The 3,800-nt window shown below is 26.1% G+C and carries 4 protein-coding genes and 1 pseudogene; 4 read left to right on the top strand and 1 reads right to left on the bottom strand.

Annotation, left to right across the window (positions count from 1 at the left end):
* Window positions 1–50: 50 nt before the first annotated feature.
* From G581_RS0101070 to G581_RS12410, 3 genes and pseudogenes are all read left to right on the top strand, one after another.
* Window positions 51–338, top strand: coding sequence for a transposase (locus G581_RS0101070; RefSeq protein WP_038064576.1), 288 nt, complete (start codon window positions 51–53; stop codon window positions 336–338).
* Window positions 335–628, top strand: a complete 294-nt coding sequence (locus tag G581_RS10175) for an IS3 family transposase (protein WP_051178643.1) — start codon at window positions 335–337, stop codon at window positions 626–628. The genes G581_RS0101070 and G581_RS10175 overlap by 4 nt, the downstream gene beginning before the upstream one ends.
* Window positions 624–737 (top strand): annotated as a pseudogene (locus G581_RS12410) (IS3 family transposase); the annotation flags it as partial. The gene G581_RS10175 and the pseudogene G581_RS12410, both read left to right, overlap by 5 nt.
* 283 nt (window positions 738–1,020) lie before the next feature.
* Here the strand turns inward: G581_RS12410 and G581_RS0101055 are convergent.
* Window positions 1,021–2,448: a CDP-glycerol glycerophosphotransferase family protein gene (locus G581_RS0101055; RefSeq protein ID WP_028844220.1), complete on the bottom strand. Its 1,428-nt coding sequence runs from the start codon at window positions 2,446–2,448 to the stop codon at window positions 1,021–1,023.
* A gap of 360 nt (window positions 2,449–2,808) precedes the next feature.
* Between G581_RS0101055 and G581_RS0101050 the strand changes: the two genes are divergently transcribed.
* A partial coding sequence (locus tag G581_RS0101050) for a hypothetical protein (protein WP_028844219.1) occupies window positions 2,809–3,800 on the top strand: 992 nt, incomplete at its 3' end.

Genomic DNA, 3,800 nt, shown 5'->3' with positions numbered 1-3,800 from the left:
TAGACAAAAAGATAAGGCAACTATAAAAATAAGTAGAGAGGTGAAAAAAAATGATTAAAAGAAGAGTTTACACAAAAGAATTTAAAATTGAAGCAGTAGAACATACTTTAGATTCTACAAAGACAGTAAAAGAGATATCAGAAGATTTAGGAGTTCCATACCATTTATTATGCAAATGGAGGAGTAAATACTTACAGGAAGGTACAAATAGTTTTCCAGGACATGGCAATCTAAAAGAAAGTGAAAAAGAGTTAAAAAATGTAACAGAGGAGCGAGACATATTAAAAAAAGCTTTGGCCATTTTTTCACAAAATCCACGGAGAAATATAATTTCATGAAATATTATAAAAATAAATATTCTTTTGAAAAAATGTGCCAGATACTGAAAGTGGATAGGAGCAGCTATTATAAATGGTTGAAAAAGGGCAAAAGTAAAAGACAACTATATAATGAAGAACTACTGGTTTTAATAAGGCAAGAATATATTAAAAGTGGGTGTTTATATGGTAGTCCGAGGATAACAGCTGTTTTAAAGAAGAATAATGTGGCATGTTCCAGGCCAAGGGTAGAAGGTGGTTATAAATCAAGAGTAGAGGGCAAAAGAGAGATCTTTGAATATATAGTTTGAATATATAGAATGTTTTTATAACTCTAAGAGGCTTCATTCTGCTCTTGGATATAATAGCCCAAAAGAATATTTAGAAAGATATTATAGAGGTTATTTCAAATGTGCTTAACTTTGTGTGGAAAAAATTGTTGCAATTCCAAACTATCATTTACTATTAGAAAATTCCAATAAAATTATATGTGCTTCATATGCTTCAAAACGAATGTTAGAACTTAAAATGAAAGTACCAAGTAATAAAATTACTGTGTGCTTATATGCATTAAGGCCAAGTTGTAAGCCCGTAAATACTACAGTAAAAAACCTTAATAAAAATAAAGCAATTCATATAGGAATAGCTGGAAGGCATGAGTCATATAATGGTCAATATTTTACAATTATCATAACAAAAAATATTATTGTTTTATACATAATTCTTTTTCTATAAAATTTCTATAATTTTTTTGCCAATTAGAATCCCAAAAATAGTTAATATTTTTACTTATTTTCACTTCATGCTGGCCAGTAGAAATAATTAAACGATATAATTCATCAGATGTTTTAAACCAATTTCCTATCTCTTTTGGAATATATTCTCTTGACCACTGATTATCAATAATAAATATGGGCTTCTTAAATGCTAAAGCTTCATATATTGTTGTTGAATAACACGCAACTATGCAATCACATTTGTAAATTAATTCATAAATATCCCCATTTTTATCAACTTCAATGTTATCAAAACAATAAAGCTCTTTATACCTTTCTTCAAAAGGCACTTCACCTGGGTGTAGTCTAAATAATATTTTATATCCATTTTTTGAAATTTTTTTAACCAAATCTTTTGCAAGCTCAACAAATACTTTTGTTAATGTTCCTTGTGAAACAAATAATATATATTTTTCCTTCATATTTCTATGTTGAATATCAGCAAATCTCTTAACCATTTCAGTAAAATGGGGATACCCAATGATAACTTTTTTTGTAGGATCTCTCATATTGTTATTCCAAAATTCACCAAATGTGAGCATATAATCTGGTAGATATGTTTTAAACTCTTTATTATTACCTACAACATCAGAATAATTATATAATTGATGTGCTTTAGTTATTATGCCATGCTGAACTTCAGCAACTTTAATACCTATATCTTTTGCTGCTTTTATAATATATATTCTTTTTATCCCTCTTCCCACAGATATTACTATAGAAGGTTTTAATTTTTTAAAAAGCTCCCTATAATATTTATAAATAAAAGGGTATAGTATTACATGCTTTTTTAATTTTTTTCTAATGTAGTACGTGTCTTCTTTATCTAAATAAAGATTAAATTTGGAGTTAATATATTCTATACAATTATTAATATTTACTTCGTCTTGTTTTGTAAATTTACTAAAAATTTTTTTTAAATATGATTTGAGATATATGCAATCTTCATATGCAATATTATTAAAATAACGAGGATGCCTTAAAATTTTTCTTTCAGAAAGTTCTAAAATTAAAGAAATATTTGGATATTCTAAAGCTAAATAATCAATAGCTCTATTAAAGAATTTGCCATCTCTCTTTACATTTACTACTCGTTGTGTAGATGTAAATACTATGGGGAAATCATTGTATCTAAAAGGATTATATTTAATTAAATTGTTGATATACAAAAATTTATTAAAAATATTTGATTTTTCAGAAGTTGCCATTGGAATACTACTATTTGTCTGTTTATAATAAATTCTTTCAATTACATCTTTTCTTATAAATGGCCAAATTAAAAAATTATATTTAGAAAACCTAAAGTTTAGCAATTCTTCTGTTTCAATATCTAAAATTTTATCTATTAGCATCATAAAAAGATGACCGTGAAAATATAATATTTCAAGTTCTTTATCTCCAATAAGGTTAATCTATAATAACTTTATATTCAGTTTATATAATTGTCTGTCTTGTCACTTAAAGTATTTATTAAAGCATATCATTGCCTCACATAAAAATCAATATTTTTTAATCAGTTTTTAGTTTTATTAGCAATACATTAACTGAGCTACCTATAACAATGTATCCACCAGATGTTATTTCCTGAACTTAAACTGCCCCAAACCCCTTTGCTAAATACTTTTATCCATTAAAAAGAAAAGCTAATAATTGAATTGTTAAAATATTTGGCATTTATTTTTTGAGTATAACAATATATAATTAATACAACAATTATGGATTCAACTACTAAAAAGGGTCATACGAAATTATTCAAAAAACAAATATCATCAGCCATAAGACTTTATAATCCTCGAATATTAAATGAACTTTTTAAAGGTCCTTATAAGGTTTTAGATTCTGGATGGATTTGGTGGGTTAAAGATTTATCATTGTTAGACTATATCTTAAATCTTGAAAGATTTTTATATACAAAAGATTCAAAAGATATCAAAGTACTTAAGGGGCAAGGCATACCAGAAAAGCCAAATAAAAGATATTATTACAAAATATTTAATACAAATAATACATTATCAAATTACTTTGTAAAATATAGCGTTAATATTCCAGCGAGGAAAAGAATTGGTGCCTTATTCAATTTTGGTAATTTTCTATTTGGTCGAAATCATTTGACAAGTGAATGCATAAAAACAGAAAAATTTTATGCGCTATCGCAAGAATATGGCTTACCTGTGTTAGCATTTGGAGAATATATAAAATTTGGATTACCTAAAGAACAAATTTTAATACAGCCGTTTTTAGATAACTATGTAACATTCTATCAATATTGGAACAATAAATTAGCTTTTGATGATAGAGTTCAATTGCTAATAAAATTAATCGATATGTTATTTACTCTCAATAAGTTTTCTGTTTGTCATGGGGATATGAATTCGAACAATATCCTTGTCAGTAATAATTTAAAAAAATCATTAAAAATTATTGACTGTATGGCACTAGCATTTTCAGTTCCATCTTCATTAGCCACTGCTATCAATTTAGGAAGAATATTGTACGATTTAAACGGCAGAAGACATATAGTGAATAATGAGTTAGAAGAATTAGCCATAGAATTATTAAGACATATTGCATTTGATTGTCCACATTTACCAAAAGCTACTAAAATTTTATCTCTTTTATTAAGATATAATTTTAAAAAAAATAAGTCTACTAAACGTTTAAAACTATTACAACCAAATATAAATATTGATCGATTAATGAATATGCT

The sequence above is a fragment of the Thermodesulfovibrio thiophilus DSM 17215 genome (genome assembly GCF_000423865.1).
Taxonomy (GTDB): domain Bacteria; phylum Nitrospirota; class Thermodesulfovibrionia; order Thermodesulfovibrionales; family Thermodesulfovibrionaceae; genus Thermodesulfovibrio; species Thermodesulfovibrio thiophilus.
The sequence above is the reverse complement of the archived record's forward strand: the minus strand, read 5'-3'. Positions and strand labels throughout refer to the sequence as shown.